Below are 23,129 nucleotides of genomic sequence, written 5' to 3' on the forward strand. Positions count from 1 at the left end.
AATCTGGGTATTGAAGCGAGCCAACCGCAGGGCTGCGCCAGCGCAGTAGGTAAAAGCGGCCGCCCAACCGAATTTGCCAAGGTCCTGTAACGCCCAACTGAACATCACCAACGCGGGCGCCACGCCGAAGGAGACCATATCCGACAGGCTGTCGTACTGTTCGCCAAAGGCACTGCTGGTGTTAGTGAGCCGGGCAACGCGGCCGTCCAGCCCATCCAGCACCATGGCTACGAAGATGGCAATCGCCGCCGCCTCAAAATTGCCGTTCATGCCGGCAATAATCGCGTAGAAACCCGAAAACAGCGCCCCTGTGGTAAACAGGTTTGGCAGCAAGTAAATGCCTCGATGGCGGACCTTGCGCCCGTTTTCCTCCACCTCTTCCACATGCTCATCGATTAGCGCGGAATGCAAGGGATCAATGGTTTCCCCTTGAACCGCCTGCTCGTTTTCGACGGGCGACGCACTTTTTTTAGTCTCACTCATTCAGAGTCACTCCAGAAATTCGAATCAATCACCAATGGACCAGCCATTGGTGATGGGGTAACGCCGGTCGCGCCCGAATCCGCGCTTGGTCAAGCGCGGGCCAATAGGGGCCTGACGTCGTTTATATTCATTAATGTCCACCAACCTCAGTACCCGCCGCACGTCGGCTTCAGCATGGCCTGCAGCAATGATATCCGCCGCGCTCTCATCCCGCTCAACGTAGCGCTCCAGAATATCATCAAGTACCGGGTAGGCAGGCAAGCTGTCTTCATCTTTCTGATCTGGCCGTAATTCTGCTGACGGCGGACGGGTAATGACCGAATCGGGGATCACCTCGCGCACCCTATTGCGATGCCTGGCCAGTTCAAACACCAGGGTTTTGGGCACATCTTTGAGAACATCAAAACCACCGGCCATGTCGCCATACAAAGTAGAATAGCCTACCGCCATTTCGCTCTTGTTGCCCGTGGTCAGGACCAGACTACCGTGCTTATTGGACATTGCCATCAAAATCACGCCGCGGCACCGCGCCTGCAGATTCTCTTCGGTGGTATCCAACTGGGTACCGGTAAATGCGGGAGCCAGACTCGCCATAAATGCTTCGTAAATTGGCTCGATGCTCACCACATGGTATTTAACGCCCATCCGACGCGCCTGATCAGACGCGTCATCCTGACTCAGCTGGGAGGTATACCGGAACGGCATCATAACGGCCTCAACCCTGTCGGCACCCAATGCATCCACTGCGATTGCCAAAGTCAGGGCCGAGTCGATCCCGCCAGATAACCCCAATACCACACCGTTAAACCGGTTTTTGGTCACATAATCCCGCACACCCAATACCAGTGCGCGATAGACGCTCTCTAAAGAACACACATCTTCGGTTTGCTGCGCGGGAAGCAACTGCCCTGACTCAAGGTCCAACTCAATCGTAAAGAGCCCTGCGTCAAAAGCGGGCGCCTGCATCAGGCTTTTGCCCCCTGCATCCACCGCCATTGAGTGACCATCGAACACCAGTTCATCCTGCCCGCCAACCTGATTCACGTACAGTATGGGCATATTGCCCTCGACTGCCCGCTGCTTCAGCAGTGCGCGCCGCTCGGTGGTTTTTCCGCGATGATAGGGTGAGGCATTGATATTGAGCATCAGGCGTGCGCCAGCATCCCTTGCCTGCGCCATGGGACCGGCCTGCCAAATATCCTCACAAACAGTGATCGCTACGGGCAACCCCCATAGATCTATCACGCAGGGCTGAGTGCCCGCCTCAAAATAGCGCTTTTCATCAAACACCTGGTAATTAGGCAGACACTGCTTGTAGTACTCGGCCACCAATTGCCCCTGATCGATCAACCCTGCGGCGTTATACACCCTGCCAGCCTTAACCCGGGGATAGCCCACGAGCAGCTTGATGGGTAAGCGCGCCTCGCACAGGGCTTGCAACGCACGATCAATGCGCCGCGCAAGACTGGGGCGCAGCAACAAGTCCTCAGGAGGATATCCCGTCAATACAAGCTCAGGAAACAGAATCAAGCCGGCCTGATGCTCGTCGATCGCCCGACGGGCGAACTCCAGCACCAGCCTTGTGTTGGCATCAATATCGCCTACCAGGGGATTTACCTGTGCAAGCGCCATGGTCACTTTGGCCACAAAACACCTTAGCTCGTTAAATGGGGGCGCTATTTTGATTGAAAGCGGCGCCCAAATCAAAATACCCGTCGGTATTTCTGCTGTTGTATAGTAAGCCCAGCCAAAAACAGAGAATCCAGAATGTCCAGCGCGCAAGACAACAACAATATTCTCGGCCTGGAAAGCACCCATACGCTGCTCCGCATCTACAGCTACTACCGGGTGCTGCTTGGCAGCCTGTTACTGTTCATGTTCCACGGCGGTATCACCACCCAAACGCTGGGTATCGTGTCGCCCGATCTGTTCTCTTATACCTGCCTGATTTATACCGCCATAGGGGTCATGACCCTGCTATCGCTTTGGCAAAAAAATTTCCAACCCTCAGAGCAACAGCTCCTCGCACAACTGACCATCGACATCGCCGCCATTAGCCTGATGGTGGTCAGCAGTGGAAGTGCGACCAGCAGTTTGGGCTATCTGCTGATTATCACCGTGGCCTACGGGGGAATTTTTCTGAACCAACAGCTATCGCTGTTGCTGGCGGCATTCGCAAGCCTTGCCGCCATCATGGTTGGCCTGACCGACGCGCTCAGCAAATCCGGCGGCGAACAAGGCCTGTTTTCCGCCGGCGCTTTGGGCGTACTTCTGTTTCTCACTGCACTGTTGTTCCGCTATCTGGCACAGAAACTTCAATCCAGCCAAACAGAAGCAGCTCAGCAAGCCGCTGTAGCGCAGCACCTGCAATCCCTAACCCAACAAATCGTGGAAAGAATGAATACCGGCATTATGGTTATCGATCCCGTTGGTCGTTTACTGTTAGCCAATAATGCGGCCTATAGGCTGCTTAGCCGCTCACCCCACGAACCGCTTGAAAACCTGCCCGAGAAAATTTTTGACATGCTCAATGCGTGGCGGCAGTCAGGTGCTCACAAACAGCAGCTATTCAAGCCAGAGGCCAGCAGCAAAGAGATCAGAGTAAGCTTTGCGGCATTAAAAACCGATATCGAAGGAGATACGTTGGTTTTTCTGGAGGACAATCGCCAACTCATGCAACAAGCTCAACAAATCAAGTTGGCATCTCTAGGTCGCCTTACCGCCAGCATTGCACACGAAGTCCGCAATCCCCTGGGCGCCATCAGCCATGCAGGCCAGTTACTTGCAGAATCTGCCGATATAAGTCAGGCCGACCGGCAACTCACCAGCATTATTGCCCGCCATTCGGCTCGCGTGAACAATATTATTGAAAATGTACTGGAGTTATCCCGCCGAAAGCCCGCAAAAGCACACACCTTTGACCTGATCGAGTGGACTGAAAGTTTCGTTGAAGAATTTCAACACAGCAGGCTTGATACCTCAGACATCCAGGTCAGGCATCACGAAAGTTCACTGATGGCCACCATGGACACCACACAACTGCATCAGGTTCTGAGCAACCTTTGTGACAACGGGCTGCGCTATAGTAAGCTCAAAAATGAAATCAGTGCACTACGCATTGAAACCGGAATTGATGATCGCAGCGGATTGCCTTATATCGATGTAATCGATTTTGGTGAAGGTGTAGAGCCGGAACAAATTCAAGGCCTTTTTGAACCATTCAGTACAAGCAGCCCCACTGGCACAGGCCTAGGGCTTTATCTATCCAAAGAATTATGTGATGCGAACGAAGCGAGCCTGGAATACAAACCAACAGATGATGGAAAAAGCTGCTTCAGGATTTGCCTTGCGCACGATCAACGAGTATTGAACTGATGAAAAAAACTGTCTTGCTGGTAGACGACGAACCCGACATTCTGGAGCTACTGGACATCACCTTGTCCCGCATGGGGTTGGATTGTCTTCGCGCGGAAAATATTGAATCAGCCCGCCAACAGCTCGTGAAACGCTCACCCGACCTTTGCCTCACAGATATGAGGCTGCCGGACGGCAATGGATTAGACCTGGTCAAGCATATACAACAGCACTTCCAGAACACACCTATTGCTGTGATAACAGCCCATGGGAATGTGGACATTGCCATTGAGTCGATGAAAGCAGGCGCCTTCGACTTCCTCAGCAAACCCATCGACCTGGAACGCTTACGAACATTGGTATCCACAGCGTTAAAGCTAGGTGAAGAAGCCGCCAGTAACGATGAGCTCATACTGGGACAAACACCTGCTATCAGACATCTGAATACCCAAATCACCAAGCTCGCCCGCTCCCAGGCGCCTGTGCTGATTACCGGCGAGTCAGGCTCAGGAAAAGAACTAATTGCCCGCTCCATTCATCTGAAAGGCCCGCGCAATGCAGAGCCGTTCATCGCGGTAAACTGTGGCGCCATCCCAAAAGACCTGATGGAAAGCGAGTTCTTTGGCCATAAAAAAGGCACGTTCACCGGCGCCACCGCAGACAAGTTGGGAATGTTTCAGGCCGCCCAGGGTGGCACGCTATTCCTGGACGAAGTTGCAGATTTACCCTTGGATATGCAGGTCAAATTGCTCAGAGCGATACAGGAAAAAGCCGTCCGGCCGGTTGGCGCGCAGAAAGAAGAGGCCATTGACGTACGAATCCTGAGCGCGACCCACAAAAATCTCCAACGCGAAGTTGAAAACGGAAACTTCAGGCAGGACCTGTACTACAGAATCAATGTCATCGAAGTGCAGTCACCTGCGCTTCGCGAGAGAGCGGAAGACCTGCCGCTACTCACCAACAAAATACTCCATAAAATAGCCAATACCCACGGAGCAAAAACAGCAAGAATCACCGAAAAAGCTTTGGAGAAGTTGAAGCACTACAGCTTCCCTGGCAACGTCCGCGAACTGGAAAATATTCTGGAGCGCGCCTATACGCTATGTGAAAACGATACAATCGATATCAGCGACCTGCAGCTTTCTGAGCCGGAATCGACTACAGCCACCGACAATACACTGGCACCATCCACCCCAAGCATGCATGCGGGCACCTCTCTGGATACATACCTTGCAGACATAGAAAAAGAAGTGATAATCGACGCACTTGAGCGCTGCAAATGGAATCGGACACTAACGGCAAAGCAGCTCGGCATCAGTTTCCGATCGTTGCGTTATCGCCTCAAGAAATTGGGACTGGAGTAACAATCACACAAGAAAGAACATTGAATACTCGTGACACCGGCGCAAAAACTTGACCCGGATATTGGCTGGGATTAATTTGAGCGTGAACTATTCCAAGGATGGAAAAGCGCATGAAGAACGGAGCTCGTTCAAAACGCCCTATGGCCGGGCACACTCTACTTGAACTGTTGATTTATCTGACGCTGCTAGCGATATTAACAGTCTCTGCTACAAGCTTAAGTAACCTCTATAGTACCGTTCTGTTCCGCATCAACGCCCAAGCGCTGCTAGGTCTGGTCAGTGCTACCAGAGAAACTGCGGTAAACACCCGCAGCCACACGTTTCTCTGCCCCAGCTCAGATACTGTCACTTGCAGCCCATCATGGACAAATCAATACTATCTGTTAATCGTCGACATAAACGGCAATGCCCAGCCGGACCCGTCCGATAGGATTTTGAGAGTTACAAAAATCCCTCAAAGCATCAGAATCAGCTGGCAAGCATTTGGCAACAAGAGCACATTGAGGTTCACACCGGATGGTGTGACTGACAATCAAAATGGTCGGTTCCGCCTATGTCATACCGATCTCTCGGATCTGCAACCCGCAACAATTATAGTCAATAAGGCAGGCAGGCCTCGCCTGCATTTTATACCCGACGATAAAAGTCCATGCTCAATTTAGCGCCAACAATAATCAGCTGACTCGGTGCCGGTAGCTTTCTGCACTCCAATATGGTTGATAGTTAATGTCTTGCATTTTTCATCAGTTGCCACCGGCGTGGCAGTTATTTCAAACCCACGACAGAGACTGTTAGTGGCCGGCGCACACCCATTCGGCGAGGTCGTAACCGATAATGTATAAAATCCTTCGGTACTTTTATCGGAGGCCATATTCAACCCGCATGCTGTTCCAGAGCAGCCATTGGGACCCACAAGGGTTTTAGTGTATGACAGGTACTGGGTGTAGAACCGCTCCTGCCTGCTCACTAACTCCATAATAGATGTCTTTGCATCCGAACGACGCGCCTTGGTAACTTGGTCATTATAGGCAGGTATCGCCACTGCAACCAGCACAGCCACAACAGCAACAACCATCATCAGTTCAATCAGCGTAAAACCGCTTTCGTAGCGCTTCATTTGACCCCTCACTCTCTGTCGGAAACAATGGTAACTCGATTTATTGTCCCCGTTTCATGCGGCCCACGATCGAAATCAAACTCGACCAACATGCCCTGCTTCAGCGCATAACGGTTTACCGTCCGCCCTTTTTTATCGAAAAACTTTGCATTCAAGGCGAAACTGTATACGCGATCACCGATAACTACATACTTGTACGACTCATCAACATGATCGATTTCTGCTTCGTCCAGCTCGGCAAAAGCGAGTACCGGCAACACTAGCCCTAGAAAAGCCATGCTACGGATAATTGATTTGACCATAACAAACTCCTTAATGAATAACTGACCAGGATGTACGCCTGGACGGGTTATAGCCACCAGTTTGGGTTTTAAAGCTAATAATCTTACCGGCAGAATCTGAAAGGAAAAGCCGATCGGACAGTTTACTTAAACCGCCGGGAATAGCACCTAATGACAACCCAGCTGTAGGCGTCTCATCGAATACGCCGTCATTATTGTAATCCACCACCGTAAATGCGGGCATGCCACCAGTCATACGATCGGCGAACATCAGCCAACCGGTTCCGCCGGCAGAACATTGTGACGTTTCGGGGATTAGCGTCGCATAAAAAATCACCTTCTGATCAACCAGCATGTCGATCACGGTCCGCTCACCCGTTGACGGCGTGTCGTGATACCAACCGAATTGCCCGCCGGTACCTGTTAAGTAGTTAACCAGATTGCTGGTCAACATCCGGGCCGTACCGCTGGTGGTAATCACCTGCTCAACCAGGTCATCACGACTTTTACCAATGTGACTGGCACCGGCATCCCAGATACCGTAAGCGCTTTGCTGATCGGTATTAAAGTTATCATTTTTCGCAATAAACTGGCCGGTACCAAAATAAACCATCAGATTAGGCCAGGTAGACGCGTTTCGTCTGGTCGGATGCACACCGATGACAGGCATGGCGGTAATGGGTTGACGATTGGCTTTGGTGCACGTGGTACCTGCACAGGCCTGGAACAATGGTTTTGGTGTAGTGCTGTCTTTGTAGGCGACTCCCCAGTTAGAAGCGGTAGACGAAGTCAGGTCAAACACCCAAAGATTACCGTGCAGGTCACCTGCATAAACCCGGTCTATATAGGCATCACCGGTATGATCAAGCAAGAACGGTGTCGACAAACCGTTGCAGTCGCTCGCAGAGTCTTCGCAGTTTGCGTTTGCAACACTGCCCTGCTCGGTATCTATAATAACTGAGCCTGAACCATCCAAATAAACAATAAACAATTTAGCTCGGCCGTCGCCGGTTGGGTCGCTATTGTAACCATTACCGAAAATAGCGGCCCACTTGCCATTGTTCAGACGGCCTATCTGAGGCTTACTGAAAGTATAACCAAGATCTTTGTGGGTGAACTCGAACTTCACAACAGTGCTGGCAAAACTTTCTCGCAACTTCGATGGATCGGTGACATCGAGCACGTATATTCCTTTGCCGCCGTAGTTCAGCGCGCCAACGAGGTATGTGGCCCATTTTCCACCGATGAATACATCCGCAACCGTCAGCGGGCCATCCACGTAGGGTTGATGACCATAGGTTTGCTGAGCCAAGAAATGCAGCCCTTCACCTGAGGCAGCAGAAGCAATCATCTCCGGCACATAAGCAAACACTTCATTACCTAATTTGGCATCGAATGCGTGCAACATGCCATCATTTGCACCAACAAACACCAAGGGATCGCGATTTTTGTAAGCTTCAATGAAGGTACTGTAACCGACAGATTCCATATTTTCGGGGTAGGCGGTCTTGGGCACGCCGGAATAGACCGGCGAGGAATTAATAATATCCCCCAGTCGCTTATTTGTACGGGAGCGGAACTTATCGGTAGCACCCCCCTCATCGGTTCTCCAACCGCGCAAATAATTGACCAGTTTTTCAAGGTACGCCTGATTGGCAAGAATCTTGGTTGGGTCCGTTGTATTGGCGCTGTGCGGAGCGTTAGCCAACAGATCTGCCAACATGGCATTGGACATCTCGCTGGTGGTGGCCGTTTTGTAATTCAGCGGCGCACGGAATGGAACTCCCTTGTTGTTGTTAGAGGTGACAATATGCCGATCTTTCAGAAGAAGATTGCGCGACTCCAGAAGATCTCCGGCAGACCACTGTTTAATCCCCTTATTGCCATCGGCATCCAGGTTATAAGCGGCCAGATCCCCATACCAACCTTTGGGCTGAAAATTTGCCTGAAAAACAAAGGTATCCGTGTCGATACGGGTGGAGTTAAAGGTCACAGACGACGCCGAGCCTTCGCGCTCATCAATACTCAGGAAAGCTTGCGACAACGCAAAAATCAACTCTTCCGTATCATTGGCTTTAAGGAATTCCCCCCTGCCGTTCCACGCAGCATGGACCATATCATCTACGGTTTTGGCACCACCATCATGTGGATTTGTCCATTGGGGATCTTCCAATTCGCTGACAGGACCACCTTCTTTTCCTGTACCTTGGAGCCCACCTGAAGTTGAAAGCCCCAATGACACGGTGTAAGTCACCATATGTTGCGCGGTATTAGGATCATAAGGCTTGCCGGGCAGCTTGTCCGCCAGCGAGGGAGCCAAATCCCGTTGGTAATAATACATCGCCACATCGGCCAGGGTATTACTGTGGCTATCAGCATAGGACAAGCCCGAAAAGGGTTGATCCGACTTATCGGCATTGCCAACATTCGGATCGTCGCCATTCCAATAACCGTCGGACATGATAATCGAATAGTTGGCTTGGCATTCCCCCCCCTTACTGGCAGGCAGTATCGGTGAAGTCAGGTTCCCATTAAAAAGATCTGTGTTTGATTGCGTATCAAAATACTTGCCGGCACTTTCCAACGTCCGCCTGAGAGGAGTTCCACCTGTAGAATAAATCCTGAACAGATTGTCCAGTAGCAACGCTTTACTGGCGGCAGCACTCGAATCAATTGGGGTAGTGATATCATCAATATCTTTTACACCTTGCGGTAAGAAGCCGTAACCGCTTGCATACCCGCCATTACCGTTGTTTTGATTGTTATGCAAGGTTGCCAGGCCGATGCGGGCCTTTGAATAGGTGATGATTTCAGACAAAGCCCTTTTGGTTACATCTTCCCGCGTACGATAATAGCTATACCAGTTCGCATAGTTTTTTTGCTGTTCAGCATTTAAATTTTTTACGTAAACCCGATCACTATCTTTAGTCGAGCACTCACCAAAGTCGTACTTTCCGTCAGCATCCTTATCATCCCATTCCCAGTAGGACCTGTTGGTAATATCGCTGGTGGTCCCTGCAAATGGGTTATTGTACGCGTTGGTAAGGCCTCTATCAGTAAAGGCATTGCCATTCTTGTCCTTACCGACCCACGGAGTGTAAACGGTATTTGGATCGTATGTAATTGAGTTATACCCATAGCACAGCAGCAGCCTATTACGGTTATCCTCACTGCCGTCGGCACCATCCCTGTAAACATAATCCCACCCCATCGAACCGGAGTCGTCCACCAACATTAATACGTTTGGCTGCACTTGCGTGGTCAGGAATAAGGGGGTTTTAGTTAACTCTCCCGGGGCAGCCTGAGCCCACAGCGGGGACAGGGCGAGAATAGCAACGGGAAGCGCCTTGAGCCTAAACTGAGGAAAATTACTCTTCATATTCGAACACTCCTGCACCGGTGCCGGTCATAAAGTAGGATTGAAGGACTGAATACACGGCGGTATCCCTCGCCCATCCTATGGCAGTCACTTTAAAAATATGGGGAGCGCCGCGCTCGATTACCGCGGAAGGGCTCCATACACTAATGCCTGACTGGCTGCGCCGACCGACATATTCAATCGTATAACGGGGCTTTTTACTTTGTACGGCGCTCGATAGGTCATCAACCTCTACGCTGTTCGCAGCAGTCCAAATGGAAGGGTCAGCCGCATCAGCCAAGTCTGTCACCTGTTTAGCCAGCTTGGTCTCCAGAATAATGCCCGGCACGGGATAAGCCGAATAATACCCGGTATTGTCGCCGTTGAATTGAATCAGCTTTGACGTGGCCGTTATTTGCGTTGCAATAAATCGCTCTGCAGCCGCTAAGCCAGATTCAGCCGCCGCCCTGGCCAGCGTACGCTGCTGGGCGTTGGAGGCCATTTTTTCCTGCAAGGTACTGGATACCACTGACGACAACCCGATCAGGCTCATCACCAACAGCAGCACCATCGCAACAACCAGAGTTGCGCCTTGCTGGTTTCTGTTAACTATCATCAGATTTCTCCTGGCAACTGGTTACGCAACATGAACACTTTGTTGACTTCCTTGGTAGCATACTTACTGCCATCCAAGGTTGGCGCGGTTTGCACGGAATTTAACGTCAGCGCAACGAAAACCCGATCTACCGCGTTCCAGTCTGTTACTTTGTCTGCGGTATTGACGATCAAATTGCCCGCAGCATTACGCCAGCCGTAAGTCAGCTGAAAATCTTCAACCCCTTCCGCCATTTCTTCCCCATTGCGGAACAGTGCACAGTACTGACGAGCCGTATCAGAGCAGTCTACTTTGGCGTCAACACCAGATGCAGATGTCTGAATTCGCCACTCTACGGCGGAAGATTTACCACTAAACAAATAAGCAGTGGAACCTGTCACCACATTGGATTTACCGTATTCGCGCTGTAAACTGGTATACAAATTGGCTTGGCCGTCCACCGCCGTCGTGTTGTCATGATGAATGAGACCGTCATTGGCGGGGTCATTGGTAATCATGAATACATCCGCGAAGGAGCAATCAGACACCATGACCACATCACCTTTTTTCAGCTCCTTGTAAAGGGGCTCAGACTCCAACAAAGGCACCGGGCTGGAAACACTTGCCATGCCAGGAGATTGCACCTGAAGCTGGGCTGACGCGCTGAAAAAGCGGGTACGGAGAATGTCACTCTTGCGCAATCCGCTGCCATCTTCACCGCCGAGCAAATTCGAAAAGTCATACTTGGTGGTAATATCTTTGATCAGATGAACCTGGATAAGGGAGTCATCGCCTGTTCCACCTTGATAGGGTATACAGCCAAAATATCCCGTTTGCGTGATATCAGCTTCCAGGCGCGAAAACAGATAACGCATATTTTCCTGTATTCGGGAGGTGGCTTCCTGACTTCTCTGAGTTTGCGTCGCGGTAAGGTACAGCTGGAATACTCCAGCCATAATCAACAAGCCGATAGTGATAGAGATCATCAGTTCAACCAGGGTCAAACCTAACTGCTTCTTCATTTTCACAATCTGAACTCCACGCGGTAGCAGGTCAAATCAACGGCTGGATTCCCGCCACAGTTGGTGCCGTCGACACCTGTCCTATCCCGGTCCCACATAACGACAATCGTATAAACATTATTCAAATAGGAGACAGTACCTCGCCCACCAGGCAAGCGCGATTGAATAATCTGCTGCCACTCATAAGTATCCATTGCCTTAATCTGGTCGGCAGTGCAGCCGGTGTCTTTGCAGGCCGGATCGGTCGCCGCATTGCCGGTATCAATATTGTGGTAGTCGTCGTCATCGTCAGTGGTCAATACATCGTTGTACGCCATGATGCGGTCAATCATGTCTTGCGCAATAATCTGCGCATCTGACGTATAGACGGCGGATTGGGTGCTTCTGACACTACTGAATTGCAACGCCAAAGCTCCCATCAGGCCAACAGCCAGCACGAACAAGCCGACCATCAGCTCAATCATTCCACTACCTGTTTGATGTAATGGTGGTCTTATGGGCATGTGTCTTCCCTCACAGTAATAGACATAGCGCCGGACGCGGCTAACACCGCTTGGTGAACACGCTTAGCATTCGGGTGGCAAAGGGTAACGCGGGTGGCACTTGCCGCAATTCGTTCACCCTGAGCATTAAAACCAAATGCACTGGCATCCACGGTGACAGAGGTATTGGTAGCAAGGCCTTTATCCGCACGCAAAATGCAGTCTTCTGTATCGGTACAGTTCTTAGTACCCAACTCAGGAGTCATATTGCCATTGCGATCGCGGAACAATATCCAGCCACTGACCCATTGTCCGGCAGCACAACTCTCACCATCAGATGATGGACAAATAGATACATTGGCCGCCCGCGTGATCGATTCGGACCGGGCAAATGACAGCGCTGTCGTTAAGCGCGATACATCCGCTACGAGTGAACGCTCATTGATGAAGTTGGTCAGGGAAGGAATCCCAACGCCCAGCAAAACGGAGGCAATAAGCACCACCACCATCAATTCAATTACTGTAAAACCAGAATATTTTTTCATAGTCACGTTATATCAGAAGGTTGAGATACCTACCCGCCAAGGGCGATAAACGGAGGGCTTGAACGACCGGCGACAAGCCGTTGGGTGGGGTTTGACCACAAGCGTGAACCCCGTCACATACGGGGCCTGAGCCCCGACCGGGAAAAGAGTTTACCTGAGCTCGCGGGGGAGGGAGAAGGCGATATTTTCGGGCGTGCCGGCCATTTCGAGCGGCGCCAGGGCCCCCATGGTTTCAAGCCGGCGGATCACACCCTGCACCAGCACCTCGGGTGCGGAGGCGCCTGCGGTAATACCGATCGCGCGTTTGCCGGTCACCCAGGCAGGGGAAATGTCGTCTTCCGTGTCAATCAGGTGGGCTTCGGCGCCGCAGCGCTCCGCCAGCTCCCGCAACCGGTTGGAGTTGGAGCTGTTGACCGAGCCCACCACCAACACCAGGTCACATTCCAACGCCAGCTGCCGCACAGCGTCCTGGCGGTTGGTGGTGGCGTAACAGATGTCGTCTTTGCGAGGCCCCTGAATAGCCGGGAAGCGCTGGCGCAATGCATCGATCACCTGCGCGGTGTCGTCCATGGAAAGCGTGGTCTGGGTGACGTAGGCCAGGTGTTCCGGATCTCGCACCACCAGGTCTCGCACATTGGCTTCGTCCTCCACCAGATAAATGGCACCACCATTACTATCGTCATACTGACCCATGGTACCTTCCACCTCGGGGTGCCCCTCATGGCCAATGAGAATGCACTCCATGCCCGCCTTGGAATAGCGCGCCACCTCGATATGCACCTTGGTCACCAGCGGACAGGTGGCATCAAACACCTTGAGCTTGCGCTGCTCGGCCTCGTTGCGCACTGCCTGGGATACCCCATGCGCGCTGAAAATCACGATGGTATCGTCAGGCACCTCGTGCAGCTCATCCACAAAAATGGCGCCGCGGGCGCGCAAGTCGTCCACCACGTATTTGTTATGTACCACCTCGTGACGCACGTAGATGGGGGCGCCGAACACGTCCAGCGCCCGGTTCACAATATCGATGGCCCGATCGACGCCGGCACAGAAGCCGCGCGGATTAGCCAATTTCAGCTCAGCCGCCATTACGCCGCCTCCACCGACAGAATCTGCACCTCAAACAGGATGTCCTTGCCGGCCAGCGGGTGGTTGAAATCCACCGTGACCTGGTCCTGATCAAAGGCCGTAATTACGCCGGGCAACTCAGCCTTCTGGGCGTCGGCAAAGGAAACCACCAGGCCCTCAGCGAGGTCCATATCCGCTGCGAAGGTATGCCGAGGGAAGGTTTGCACATTATTCGGATTGGACTGACCGAACCCCTGTTCCGGGGCGATCACAAAGGTCTCCCGCTGGCCGGCAGTCATACCGATAAGCGGCCGCTCAAAACCGGGCAGCAGATTGCCATCCCCCACCACCAGCTGCGCGGGTTTACCGTCAAAATTGGAATCCACTACGCTGCCATCGCGCAATCGCAAAGCGAAATGCAGGGTCAACTTTGCCCCTTCTGCCACGGCTAGGGTCATTTTCTTTCTACCTCATCGGGCGTTTTCTTTGTGAAAAACACCATATCAACAATCAGCAAAGCCACCCCCACACAAATCGCGCTGTCGGCAATGTTGAAGGCGGGCCAGTAATAACTCTGGTAGTGGACGGAAATAAAATCCACCACGTATCCCAGTTGTACGCGGTCGATGAGGTTTCCGATGGCTCCGCCCAACACCAGCGAAAGTGCCAGCGATTCGAGCTTCTTGTCATCCGGCAAGCGCCAGATCCAGACCACCAGCACCAAGCTGACCACCAAAGCAATAGCCGTAAAAAACCAGCGTTGCCAGCCGCCCTGGTCACTCAGGAAGCTGAACGCCGCGCCGGGATTGTGCAACAAGGTCCAGTCCAGAAAGGCATTCACCGGCACAGGCACACCGTAACTCAGCGACTCAGTGGCATACCATTTGGTCCATTGGTCGAGCACAATCATCAGTACCGCAATGGCGTAGCCAAACAATATTCGTTTAGACATCATGCAAACGCCCGCGCTTCGCCCTGACCCGCCACGTTGTCCACACAACGCGCGCACAGCTCGGGGTGCGCTGCATTAGCACCCACATCAGCCCGGAAATGCCAACAACGGCCACACTTTTTGTGCACCGATTTAATCGCGGTCACTTTCAACCCTTTCACCTCGGTGGCAAAGCTTTCTGTTGGCGCGTCGGCGGATGACTTCAATTCGGCTTGCGAGGTGATCAACACGAAACGCAATTCGTCTTTCAATTTGGCCAACACCGCCTGCAGAGACTCATCCGCATACAACGCCACTTCAGCGGAAAGTGATGCACCCAGCTCGCCTGCGGCACGACGCTCTTCCAGCACCTTGTTGACAGCCGTTTTCGCCGCCGCCACCTGTGCCCATTCAGTTTTGCTCAATACAGCGTCACCGGAGGCTTGGGGGAATTCATACCACTCGGCCACGAACACCGGCACAGAGCGATCACCCGGAATAAACTGCCACATTTCGTCGGCAGTGAAACTCAGGATTGGCGCCACCCAACGGGCGAAGGCCTCGATGATGTGGTACAGCGCCGATTGCGCCGAACGGCGCGCGCGGCTATCGGCCTGCGTGGTGTACTGGCGATCTTTGATAATATCCAGATAAAAGCCGCCCATATCCACCACACAGAAGTTGTGCAGTTTCTGGTAAATCTGGTGGAACTGGTATTTGTCGTAGGCGCGCAGGATTTCAGCCTGCAATTCCGCTGCACGCTCCACTGCCCAGCGATCCAACGCGATCATGTCATCAATGGCCACCAGATCCGTTGCCGGGTCAAAGCCGGCCAGATTCGAGAGCATAAAACGCGCGGTATTGCGGATGCGACGATAGGAATCGGCCGTGCGCTTCAGGATTTCTTCCGATACGCTCATTTCGGTGCTGAAATCCGTCGCGGCCACCCACAGACGCAACACATCAGCGCCCAGATCGTTCATCACTTTCTGTGGCGGAATTACATTGCCGATGGACTTGGACATCTTGCGGCCGTTTTCATCCACGGTGAAACCATGGGTCAGCACGGCTTTGTACGGCGCCTCATTATTGATTGCCATCGCCGTTTTCAGCGACGACTGGAACCAGCCGCGGTGCTGGTCGCTGCCTTCGAGATACAGGTCGGCCGGGTACTGCAACTGGTCGCGGCGATTGAGCACAGCGTAATGGGTGACGCCGGAATCGAACCACACATCCAGCGTGTCGGTGACCTTGCTGTAATTATCCGCGTCATCGCCCAGTAATTCGCGCGCGTCCAGATCGAACCAGGCGTCCATCCCGGCCTGCTCCACCTTCAACGCCACCTGCTCGATCAGCTCGGCCGTTTGAGGATGCAGTTCCTGAGTATCTTTATGCACAAACAAGGCGATGGGCACGCCCCAGGTACGCTGACGGGAGATACACCAATCGGGCGATGAATCCAGCATGGAATCGATACGCGCACGGCCCCAGTCGGGAATCCACTGCACTTTTTCCACCGCGTCTTTCACCTGCGACAACAAACCGTTCTGGTTCATGCTCACAAACCACTGGGGCGTAGCGCGGAAGATCAGCGGCGTTTTGGTGCGCCAGCAATGCGGGTAGGAGTGGGTGATTTTGCTGTGCGCCCACAGCACGCCATTGGCCTTCAACAGATCAATGATCTTGTCATCCACCTTGTACACATGGTCACCGGCGAAAAACTCCACCTGCGGACGGTAGTTGCCGTTGTCATCCACGTAATTAAGCGTGCCAATGCCATTGGCTGTGCCCACCACAAAGTCTTCCATACCGTGATCGGGTGCGGTGTGCACACAACCGGTACCCGCATCAGTAGTGACGTGATCGCCGGTGATCAACGGCAGCTGTTTGTTATAGAACGGATGATTGACCTTCAGGCCTGCGAGCTTGTCGCCGGAAAGTGTTACCAACACATCGCCCGATTCAACACCGGCCTGCTTCAGTACACTTTCGTACAAGGCTTCTGCCACCAGAATGCGTTCATCGCCGGCCTGTACCAACACGTAATCGAGCGCGGCGTTGATACTCACGGCCTGACTGGACGGCAGGGTCCAGGGCGTGGTGGTCCAGATCACCACCGAGACTTTGCCACTTCCGGGCAGGGATCCCATCCGCGCAGCCAGATCTGCCTGGTCGCTTACGGGGTAACGCACATAAATGGAGTTGGAGGTTTTATCCTGATACTCCACTTCCGCCTCGGCCAGCGCCGAGCCGCCCACCACGCTCCAGTACACAGGCTTGAAACCGCGCATCAGGTGACCGTTATCGGCAATGCGTCCGAGCGCCCGAATGATATCTGCTTCGAATTTGTAATCCATGGTGAGGTAGGGATTATCCCAGTCGCCCAGTACACCCAAACGAATGAAATCGCGCTTCTGGCCTTCTACCTGCTTGGCGGCGTATTCACGACATTTCTGGCGGAAGGTTTTCACATCCACCTTGTCGCCGGCCTTACCCACTTTCTTTTCCACATTGTGCTCGATAGGCAGGCCGTGGCAGTCCCAACCGGGCACGTAGGGGGCGTCAAAACCGCTCAGGGTTTTGGCCTTGACGATAATGTCCTTCAGGATTTTATTGACTGAATGGCCAATGTGAATATCGCCATTGGCGTAGGGCGGGCCATCGTGCAAAATAAACTTGGGAGCACCTGCGCGGGCGTCGCGAATGATCTGATACAAGTTATCGCCGGTCCATTTTTTCAGGGTGTCCGGCTCGCGGTTAGCCAGGTTTGCCTTCATGGCAAAATCGGTTTGCGGCAAATTCAGGGTGGGCTTGTAATCGGTCATCGTTCAGTCAGCCAATCGCTTTTCATTCACTAAAGTAAGCCCGGCCTGCCGCCATATCCTGCTGGATTTGCTGGCGCAGTGCGTCGAGCGATTCGAATTTCTGTTCATCCCGCAGTTTCTTGCAAAATTGCACGGCAAGCTGCACGCCATATAAATCTTTTTCCGTATCGAACAGGTGAACTTCCAATATGGGCTTGGCACCTTCGGCCACGGTGGGTCGAACGCCCACATTGGCCACACCGGTAAACTGCTCGCCACGGGCACTGGCCCGCACGGCAAATACGCCGGCCAGTGGCGACCGGTAACGGTGCAGGTGGACATTCGCCGTGGGTGCGCCAATGGTGCGTCCCAATTGCTGCCCTTTAACAACCTTACCGGTCATACAGTAAGGGCGCCCCAACAGGGCCTCAGCCGTTTTGAGATCCCCCGCTTCCAACAGCTGACGGATACGGGTACTGCTGACCCTTTCTCCACCGAGCGTGAAGGTGGTGGTATCGGCTACGGTAAAGCCCAGCCGCTCACCTGCCGCACGCAAAAACGCAAAATCACCGGCGCGGTCACAACCAAAGCGGAAATCGTCACCGATGATCAATTCGCGTACGCCCAAACCTTGCACCAACACCTGCTCAACAAAATCGTTGGCGGTCATGTTGCGCAAGCGGGCGTTGAACGGCAAGCAGATGACGCGATCCACGCCCACCGACAGCAAGGCGTCAACCTTGTCGCGCAAGCGCATCAGGCGCGCCGGTGCTTGTTCACCGGAAAAATACTCGTAGGGCTGCGGCTCAAAGGTCATGGCCTGGGCCTGCACGCCCAACGCCTGCGCCCGGGCTTTCACCTGCGCCAACATGGCCTGATGCCCACGATGTACACCGTCAAAGGAACCAATGGTCAATACCCCGCCGCGCCCGGAGGCAGGCAGATTGTGCAGACCACGAATGAATGACGCTTGAGACATCTTGAGCCCAGATTTGGCGAGGCGGCAGTATAACCCGTTGCCGGCCAGCGTGGCACCCGCGCTGGCCGGCAGATTCAGACATGATCAGCCGATGATATCCAGCAGCTCGACATCAAACACCAGGGCCGCGAACGGCGGAATTGAGGCTCCCGCGCCACGTTCGCCGTAGGCCAGCTGGTAAGGAATATGCAAACGCCACTTGGAGCCCACAGGCATCAATTGCAGGGCTTCGGTCCAGCCGGCAATCACGCCACCTACGGGGAATTCCGCAGGCTCGCCGCGCTGGTAGGAACTGTCGAAAACGGTGCCGTCGGTCAGGGTGCCGTGGTAATGGGTACGCACGGTGGATTCGCGGCTGGGCTTGTCGCCACTACCTTCGTTGATGACTTCGTACTGCAGGCCGGAGGCCAGTGTCACAACCCCCTCGCGCTTGCCATTCTCTGCCAGGTACGCCTCGCCATCGGCAGCAGCTGCTTTGGCCTGCTCGGCCTGTTTGGCGCGCATGCGTTCACTCACTTCCTGGAAGGCTTTCTGCAGATCGGCTTCTGCAACCTGGCTGTGCTTGCCCGCCAACATGTCGGCCAGACCGGCTACCACGGCGTCAGGCGCCAGACCTTCAAACGGATTGGACATCAACTGCTCTCCCATCTGGCGGCCAATTCCGTAGCTCACCTGCTTTTCAACACTTTCAAACTTCAAATCAGACATGACTTTCTCGCTGGGCAAAAGGCGACCAGTTTAACAGAAAGCCCGGCCGGCTGTCCCGGGCCGCCCGATTCAGTGGATGCGATGGGGGGCCAGCTCTATGGCCTCCACCTTAGGGCCCAGGAGACTGATGAAGCCATTATTGCGATCCTCACCGGTGGCAGTGAACTCAAACGCATAGATCCGGCGGATTCTGAGCCAGCCGGCACTGTCGCGCGCCACGGCCAATTTCCGCAGTGCTACCGTGGCGTCCAACAGCTGCACGCCGTGTTGCTCACAGTGGCGATTTGCAGCCTGTAGCGTCAGTTCTTTAAGGCGCGCTACCTGCAAGGCATACCAGCCAAACCAGAACACCCCGAAAACCCACAACAGGTCGGTCAACTCAAGCATCACCGGCCTCGTCGGTATTGCCGATCAGGGTCTTGTAGTGATTGGCGTAATCTTCCAGATCGTCTGCCAACAAGCTGCGGAACTGGTTCACATAGTCTTTCAGCAACCCGTCCCGGTCATCCTTGAACGATGCCTTATCGATACTGCTTGCAGCGAGCGCATACGCATTGAAGCGCGAAGCGGCCACCATCAGCGCGCCCCCCACCTCGGTCAGCTCCAGCGACTCGGGCGCATCATTGGCCCGCTCAATAAACTGCTCTACCAACTGCCAGAAGGCGTCATCATTTGTTTGTGCCATGCATTTAATTCCGATTATCGATGTTTCAGATCCGCCATGCGCAAGCCAGCCAGAACCAGCAACCCCACATAAGCGATCAACCCCAGGCCACACACCAGCGCAAGCGCCAAAGTACGCTGCCACCAAAGACTGTCACCCCAGGCGGGCAACCAATAGAGACACAAGGCCAGCACAGCCACCATGCCAGCGTTCGCGACGCCGTATTGCCAGAACCGGCGACGCCACCGGCCATCGCTCACCCAGACATTCTGGCGGCGCAACCGGCTGAACAACATGCCGGCATTGAGAAAGGCCGACCCTGCCGTGGCCAACGCCAGCCCCATATGCCCCACCTGCCAATAGCTGTGCAAAGGCACCACGAACAACAGGTTCATCACCATATTGGCCACCATGGCAATGATGCCAATGCGCACCGGCGTTTTCATATCCTGACGGGCGTAGAACCCGGGCGCCAGCACCTTGATGGCCATGAATGCGGTCAAGCCAAGGGCATAGGCACACAAACTCAGGCGCGACATGGCAATATCCGCCGCCGTAGTTTTACCGTACATGAACAGAGTAGCCAGAATGGGCTCTGCCAGAATCAGCAGCGCCAGACTGGAGGGCAGCGCAATCAGGAAAATCAAGTGCAAAGACCAGTTCATCGTCCGGCTGAAGCGCTCACTATCGGCGCCAGTGTGCTGACGTGACAAGCTGGGCAGGATGACCGTGGCAATGGCGACTCCAAACACACCCAGCGGCAGTTCCGCCAGGCGATCGGAGTAATACAGCCAGGACACCGAGCCCGTGGGCAAGAATGACGCCAGCACGGTGTCGAGCAATAAATTGATCTGACTGACCGACACACCAAACAAGGCCGGCACCATCAGCGTGAGCACCCGCTTGACGCCGGGGTGGCTGAAGTTCACCGACGGCACCGGCAGCAAATGGATACGAGCCAGAAACGGCAGCTGGAACAACAACTGTACACAACCGGCGACAAAAACGCCCCAGGCCAGGGCCATCACCGGCTCGGAGATTTGTGGCGAGATCACCACTGCCGCCGTAATCAGGCTGACATTGAGCAACACCGGCGTAATCGCGGGCACAGCAAACCGGTCATAGCTGTTGAGGATGGCACCGGCAAAACCGGTGAGCGAAATCAACAATAGGTAGGGAAAGGTGATACGGATCATATCGCTCACCAAGCCAAACTTCTGTTCATCGGCGGCGAAGCCGGGGGCAAACAGATAGGCCACCACCGGCGCCGCCAGGCACGCCAGCACCGTGAGCAGGAACAGCACCGAGCCCAGACAGCCCGCCACCGCATTGATCAGCTCGCGCACCGCCGCGTGCGAACCCCGCTCCCGGTATTCGGACAGCACCGGCACAAAGGCCTGCGCGAAAGCGCCTTCAGCAAACAGCCGCCGCAAAAAATTAGGGATTTTGAAGGCCACAAAAAACGCGTCCGCACCCGCCTCTGCGCCGATGAAGCGGGCAAACACCACATCCCGCACCAGTCCGAGAATGCGGGAGACAAAGGTCATGGAGGACACCACAGAGCTGGCGCGCAACAGCCCTACGGGCTTCTTATCGGGAGGGGAAATGTCGCTCAATCTCTGTGCCCAGCATTAAAAGAGCGCAGTGTAGCGGTTTTAACCCTGCTGCCAAAGCTCATCGAGATCAGGAAAGCTCCAATCCTCGGTCGGCTCCCGCCCGAGGATTTTATCGTCCACCTTAGCCAGGTCCACCAATTTGGGCGGAATACGGACCTCACTGATGGTACTGAAAAACACTTTCACCTTGGGTTTCAGCAAATTACCTGGATTCTGCTCTACCACCACACCCAGCCGCTTAGAGCCTAGCCGCACCAACGATCCCACAGGGTATATGCCCAAACTTTTCACAAAGGCCTGAAAGATATGGGCATCGAAGTGGCCGTCGCTCCATTCGGCCATTTTTTTCAGGGATTCTGCTGGATCCCACCCCCGCTTGTAGGGGCGATTACTGGTGATGGCATCGTACACATCACACACCGCGGTCATGCGGGCAAGCTCACTGATCTCAGCGGCCTTTAGCCCACGCGGGTAACCCGAACCATTGGTCTTCTCGTGATGATACAGACAGGCATTCAACACCTCGTCACTGACGCCCCCCCTTTCCTTCAGCAGCGCCCAGCCTTTCTCGGGATGGGTTTTAATGATGGCAAACTCCTCATCGGTGAGCTTGCCGGGCTTATTCAGTACCTCCATCGGCACCAGCGCTTTACCCAAGTCGTGCAGCAGCCCTGCCATGCCCGCCTCCCGTACCTGCGCCTCCTCCATACCCAGCTCCCGCGCCAGCGCAATCATCAACGCACACACCGCCACCGAGTGCATGTAGGTATATTCGTCAGCTGTTTTCAGTCTGGCCAGACTGATGAGCGCGCCCGGGTTGCGCGCCACTGAATCGGAAATCTCGTTGACCATGGCCTGGCAGTGTTCGGGGTCGACCGCCTTGCCCATCCTGGCCTCTGAAAACATCTGCTCGACTGCCGCACGCGCTTTTTGACAGATACGACTGGCCCGGCGAACCTCATCGGCCATCGACCGTTTGGGTTGAACCAACGGCTGCGCACCGGCAACAAGCGCCTCTACGTGCACATCCTGAGGATCAGGGCATTCTTCTGCCTGCTCCCGGGTAACATCGGCCCCTTTGGCAGTATCAATCCACACGTGGGTAATATTACTGGACATGACTTTCTGCCTGTCCTGCTCCGACTCCAGCAGGAACTTCGCCCGCCAGAAGGGATGCTCCATCCAGGAACCGCAAAACTCCTCTATATACATTCCCAACGTCAGCAGTTCTTTGGGGATCTTGCGTCTGTTTGATTCATTCATGGGCGGAAACTACGTCCAATCCGGCTCAGCCCATTTAGCCTAGCCTGCCCCAATCAGGATCGCCATAAAGACCACCCTACCGGGAATAGCAGCTGGCTGTTGACACTGGGCGTTAAATGAGCATAATGTCGCGTCCTTGATTTGTACCTAGTGATTTTAACAGGAGCAACACGGTGGCAAACTCACCCCAAGCTAAAAAACGTGCTCGTCAGAACGAGAAGGCTCGTAAGCACAACGCCAGCCTGCGCTCCATGACGCGCACTTACATCAAAAAAGTGGTAGCAGCGATCAAAGCTGGTGACCAGGAAGCCGCAAAAGCAGCCTTCGCTGCCGCAGTACCTGTGATCGACCGCATTGCTGACAAAGGCATCATCCACAAGAACAAGGCCGCTCGTCACAAGAGCCGCCTGAACGCTCAGATCAAGGCCCTGGCTGCCTAAAATCCCGAGCAGGATGACCCAACAAAAACCCCGGCATGCCGGGGTTTTTGCTTTT

23 protein-coding genes (1 of these 23 running past the window's edge) are annotated in these 23,129 nt (G+C 54.0%); 4 read left to right on the top strand and 19 right to left on the bottom strand.

The window, feature by feature from the left end; genetic code table 11:
• Both pssA and M5M_RS08470 read right to left on the bottom strand, forming a co-directional pair.
• Positions 1–483, bottom strand: the 5' portion of a protein-coding gene (gene pssA / locus M5M_RS08465; RefSeq protein ID WP_015047075.1) for a CDP-diacylglycerol--serine O-phosphatidyltransferase. It extends 366 nt beyond the left edge of the window; only the first 483 of its 849 coding nucleotides appear in the window; its start codon is at positions 481–483; the stop codon falls past the left edge of the window.
• A gap of 24 nt (positions 484–507) precedes the next feature.
• Positions 508–2,130, bottom strand: a complete 1,623-nt coding sequence (locus M5M_RS08470; protein WP_015047076.1) for an NAD+ synthase — start codon at positions 2,128–2,130, stop codon at positions 508–510.
• Positions 2,131–2,250: 120 nt separating this feature from the next.
• On the opposite strand from M5M_RS08470, the gene M5M_RS19860 reads away from it, so the two are divergent.
• The 3 genes from M5M_RS19860 to M5M_RS21065 all read left to right on the top strand — a co-directional run bounded on the left by M5M_RS19860 (position 2,251) and on the right by M5M_RS21065 (position 5,863).
• Entirely contained in the window at positions 2,251–3,858 is a 1,608-nt protein-coding gene (locus tag M5M_RS19860; RefSeq protein ID WP_015047077.1) for a two-component system sensor histidine kinase NtrB, read from the top strand.
• Positions 3,858–5,201: a sigma-54-dependent transcriptional regulator gene (locus M5M_RS08480; RefSeq protein ID WP_015047078.1), complete on the top strand. Its 1,344-nt coding sequence runs from the start codon at positions 3,858–3,860 to the stop codon at positions 5,199–5,201. Before M5M_RS19860 ends, M5M_RS08480 begins: the two co-directional genes overlap by 1 nt.
• Positions 5,202–5,341: 140 nt before the next feature.
• Positions 5,342–5,863: a GspH/FimT family protein gene (locus tag M5M_RS21065; protein ID WP_420834869.1), complete on the top strand. Its 522-nt coding sequence runs from the start codon at positions 5,342–5,344 to the stop codon at positions 5,861–5,863.
• On the opposite strand, the gene M5M_RS08490 is transcribed toward M5M_RS21065, so the two are convergent.
• From M5M_RS08490 to M5M_RS08570, 17 genes are all read right to left on the bottom strand, one after another.
• Positions 5,860–6,318, bottom strand: coding sequence for a type IV pilin protein (locus M5M_RS08490; protein WP_015047080.1), 459 nt, complete (start codon positions 6,316–6,318; stop codon positions 5,860–5,862). The two genes, M5M_RS21065 and M5M_RS08490, sit on opposite strands and share 4 nt — an antisense overlap.
• Before the next feature lie 8 nt (positions 6,319–6,326).
• Entirely contained in the window at positions 6,327–6,620 is a 294-nt protein-coding gene (locus tag M5M_RS08495; RefSeq protein ID WP_015047081.1) for a hypothetical protein, read from the bottom strand.
• A 10-nt stretch (positions 6,621–6,630) separates the two neighbouring features.
• Positions 6,631–9,978, bottom strand: a complete 3,348-nt coding sequence (locus M5M_RS08500; protein WP_016389309.1) for a pilus assembly protein — start codon at positions 9,976–9,978, stop codon at positions 6,631–6,633.
• Positions 9,968–10,573: a pilus assembly PilX family protein gene (locus M5M_RS08505; protein ID WP_015047083.1), complete on the bottom strand. Its 606-nt coding sequence runs from the start codon at positions 10,571–10,573 to the stop codon at positions 9,968–9,970. Before M5M_RS08505 ends, M5M_RS08500 begins: the two co-directional genes overlap by 11 nt.
• Positions 10,573–11,574: a prepilin-type N-terminal cleavage/methylation domain-containing protein gene (locus tag M5M_RS08510; RefSeq protein ID WP_029880149.1), complete on the bottom strand. Its 1,002-nt coding sequence runs from the start codon at positions 11,572–11,574 to the stop codon at positions 10,573–10,575. The genes M5M_RS08505 and M5M_RS08510 overlap by 1 nt, the downstream gene beginning before the upstream one ends.
• 2 nt (positions 11,575–11,576) lie before the next feature.
• Positions 11,577–12,077: a type IV pilus modification protein PilV gene (gene pilV, locus M5M_RS08515; RefSeq protein WP_024330507.1), complete on the bottom strand. Its 501-nt coding sequence runs from the start codon at positions 12,075–12,077 to the stop codon at positions 11,577–11,579.
• Positions 12,068–12,601, bottom strand: a complete 534-nt coding sequence (locus tag M5M_RS19475) for a GspH/FimT family pseudopilin (protein WP_015047086.1) — start codon at positions 12,599–12,601, stop codon at positions 12,068–12,070. The genes pilV and M5M_RS19475 overlap by 10 nt, the downstream gene beginning before the upstream one ends.
• Positions 12,602–12,751: 150 nt before the next feature.
• Positions 12,752–13,690 (bottom strand): 4-hydroxy-3-methylbut-2-enyl diphosphate reductase, encoded by a 939-nt coding sequence (ispH, locus tag M5M_RS08525; RefSeq protein ID WP_015047087.1) that lies wholly within the window; start codon positions 13,688–13,690, stop codon positions 12,752–12,754.
• Complete coding sequence (locus M5M_RS08530; RefSeq protein WP_015047088.1) at positions 13,690–14,127, bottom strand: FKBP-type peptidyl-prolyl cis-trans isomerase; 438 nt, start codon at positions 14,125–14,127, stop codon at positions 13,690–13,692. Before M5M_RS08530 ends, ispH begins: the two co-directional genes overlap by 1 nt.
• Positions 14,124–14,621, bottom strand: a complete 498-nt coding sequence (gene lspA / locus M5M_RS08535; RefSeq protein WP_015047089.1) for a signal peptidase II — start codon at positions 14,619–14,621, stop codon at positions 14,124–14,126. The genes M5M_RS08530 and lspA overlap by 4 nt, the downstream gene beginning before the upstream one ends.
• Positions 14,621–17,425, bottom strand: a complete 2,805-nt coding sequence (gene ileS, locus M5M_RS08540) for an isoleucine--tRNA ligase (RefSeq protein WP_015047090.1) — start codon at positions 17,423–17,425, stop codon at positions 14,621–14,623. Before ileS ends, lspA begins: the two co-directional genes overlap by 1 nt.
• Before the next feature lie 22 nt (positions 17,426–17,447).
• Positions 17,448–18,383: a bifunctional riboflavin kinase/FAD synthetase gene (gene ribF, locus M5M_RS08545; protein ID WP_015047091.1), complete on the bottom strand. Its 936-nt coding sequence runs from the start codon at positions 18,381–18,383 to the stop codon at positions 17,448–17,450.
• A gap of 84 nt (positions 18,384–18,467) precedes the next feature.
• Entirely contained in the window at positions 18,468–19,091 is a 624-nt protein-coding gene (locus M5M_RS08550; protein WP_015047092.1) for a BamJ family beta-barrel-assembly machinery protein, read from the bottom strand.
• A 69-nt stretch (positions 19,092–19,160) separates the two neighbouring features.
• Positions 19,161–19,478, bottom strand: a complete 318-nt coding sequence (locus tag M5M_RS08555) for a DUF3301 domain-containing protein (RefSeq protein WP_015047093.1) — start codon at positions 19,476–19,478, stop codon at positions 19,161–19,163.
• Positions 19,471–19,776: a DUF3144 domain-containing protein gene (locus M5M_RS08560; RefSeq protein WP_015047094.1), complete on the bottom strand. Its 306-nt coding sequence runs from the start codon at positions 19,774–19,776 to the stop codon at positions 19,471–19,473. Before M5M_RS08560 ends, M5M_RS08555 begins: the two co-directional genes overlap by 8 nt.
• A 14-nt stretch (positions 19,777–19,790) precedes the next feature.
• Positions 19,791–21,371 carry a murein biosynthesis integral membrane protein MurJ gene (gene murJ / locus M5M_RS08565; RefSeq protein WP_081640139.1) on the bottom strand — a complete coding sequence of 527 codons (1,581 nt, stop codon included), beginning with the start codon at positions 21,369–21,371 and terminating at the stop codon, positions 19,791–19,793.
• Positions 21,372–21,410: 39 nt separating this feature from the next.
• Entirely contained in the window at positions 21,411–22,634 is a 1,224-nt protein-coding gene (locus M5M_RS08570) for a cyclic di-GMP phosphodiesterase (protein ID WP_016389310.1), read from the bottom strand.
• A gap of 173 nt (positions 22,635–22,807) precedes the next feature.
• Here M5M_RS08570 and rpsT point away from each other — a divergent pair, with 173 nt between their 5' ends.
• Complete coding sequence (gene rpsT, locus M5M_RS08575) at positions 22,808–23,074, top strand: 30S ribosomal protein S20 (RefSeq protein ID WP_015047097.1); 267 nt, start codon at positions 22,808–22,810, stop codon at positions 23,072–23,074.
• The last annotated feature ends 55 nt before the right edge of the window (positions 23,075–23,129 follow it).

Source organism: Simiduia agarivorans SA1 = DSM 21679 (genome assembly GCF_000305785.2).
GTDB lineage: Bacteria > Pseudomonadota > Gammaproteobacteria > Pseudomonadales > Cellvibrionaceae > Simiduia > Simiduia agarivorans.

Bases quoted from the DNA above. Each gene is read 5' to 3' on its own strand.
- M5M_RS08555 (WP_015047093.1), bottom strand. From the start codon at position 19,478: ATGCTTGAGTTGACCGACCTGTTGTGGGTTTTCGGGGTGTTCTGGTTT.
- M5M_RS08560 (WP_015047094.1), bottom strand. From the start codon at position 19,776: ATGGCACAAACAAATGATGACGCCTTCTGGCAGTTGGTAGAGCAGTTT.
- ribF (WP_015047091.1), bottom strand. From the start codon at position 18,383: ATGTCTCAAGCGTCATTCATTCGTGGTCTGCACAATCTGCCTGCCTCC.
- M5M_RS08510 (WP_029880149.1), bottom strand. From the start codon at position 11,574: ATGAAGAAGCAGTTAGGTTTGACCCTGGTTGAACTGATGATCTCTATC.
- M5M_RS08480 (WP_015047078.1), top strand. From the start codon at position 3,858: ATGAAAAAAACTGTCTTGCTGGTAGACGACGAACCCGACATTCTGGAG.
- M5M_RS08550 (WP_015047092.1), bottom strand. From the start codon at position 19,091: ATGTCTGATTTGAAGTTTGAAAGTGTTGAAAAGCAGGTGAGCTACGGA.
- M5M_RS08530 (WP_015047088.1), bottom strand. From the start codon at position 14,127: ATGACCCTAGCCGTGGCAGAAGGGGCAAAGTTGACCCTGCATTTCGCT.
- M5M_RS08505 (WP_015047083.1), bottom strand. From the start codon at position 10,573: ATGATAGTTAACAGAAACCAGCAAGGCGCAACTCTGGTTGTTGCGATG.
- lspA (WP_015047089.1), bottom strand. From the start codon at position 14,621: ATGTCTAAACGAATATTGTTTGGCTACGCCATTGCGGTACTGATGATT.
- M5M_RS19475 (WP_015047086.1), bottom strand. From the start codon at position 12,601: ATGAAAAAATATTCTGGTTTTACAGTAATTGAATTGATGGTGGTGGTG.
- ispH (WP_015047087.1), bottom strand. From the start codon at position 13,690: ATGGCGGCTGAGCTGAAATTGGCTAATCCGCGCGGCTTCTGTGCCGGC.
- M5M_RS08495 (WP_015047081.1), bottom strand. From the start codon at position 6,620: ATGGTCAAATCAATTATCCGTAGCATGGCTTTTCTAGGGCTAGTGTTG.
- M5M_RS08570 (WP_016389310.1), bottom strand. From the start codon at position 22,634: ATGAATGAATCAAACAGACGCAAGATCCCCAAAGAACTGCTGACGTTG.
- M5M_RS08500 (WP_016389309.1), bottom strand. From the start codon at position 9,978: ATGAAGAGTAATTTTCCTCAGTTTAGGCTCAAGGCGCTTCCCGTTGCT.
- M5M_RS21065 (WP_420834869.1), top strand. From the start codon at position 5,342: ATGGCCGGGCACACTCTACTTGAACTGTTGATTTATCTGACGCTGCTA.
- M5M_RS08490 (WP_015047080.1), bottom strand. From the start codon at position 6,318: ATGAAGCGCTACGAAAGCGGTTTTACGCTGATTGAACTGATGATGGTT.
- M5M_RS19860 (WP_015047077.1), top strand. From the start codon at position 2,251: ATGTCCAGCGCGCAAGACAACAACAATATTCTCGGCCTGGAAAGCACC.
- pilV (WP_024330507.1), bottom strand. From the start codon at position 12,077: ATGCCCATAAGACCACCATTACATCAAACAGGTAGTGGAATGATTGAG.
- ileS (WP_015047090.1), bottom strand. From the start codon at position 17,425: ATGACCGATTACAAGCCCACCCTGAATTTGCCGCAAACCGATTTTGCC.